This is a genomic window from Micromonospora sp. M42, assembly GCF_000568915.1.
Classification (GTDB): Bacteria; Actinomycetota; Actinomycetes; order Mycobacteriales; family Micromonosporaceae; genus Micromonospora; species Micromonospora chalcea.
On record NZ_KK037233.1, the window covers coordinates 4,565,221 to 4,565,541 of the forward strand.

Here is a 321-nt window from a genome sequence, read left to right on the forward strand (position 1 = left end):
TCAGGTAGAGAATACCGAGGCGATCGGGCGAACTGTGGTTAAGGAACTCGGCAAATTGCCCCCGTAACTTAGGGAGAAGGGGGGCCGGAGACGTGAAGCCCCGCGCGGGTGGAGCGTTGTATGGCCGCAGAGAGCAGGGGGAAGCGACTGTTTACTAAAAACACAGGTCCATGCGAAGAAGTAATTCGATGTATATGGACTGACGCCTGCCCGGTGCTGGAACGTTAAGGGGACCTGTTAGCTCTTCGGGGCGAAGCGGAGAACTTAAGCGCCAGTAAACGGCGGTGGTAACTATAACCATCCTAAGGTAGCGAAATTCCT

Annotated in this window: 1 rRNA gene (only partly in view); it reads left to right on the forward strand. The window is 55.1% G+C overall.

Annotated elements, in window-relative coordinates:
- Nucleotides 1–321 (forward strand): 23S ribosomal RNA (locus MCBG_RS33125) (it extends past both window edges: 1,904 nt to the left, 1,060 nt to the right).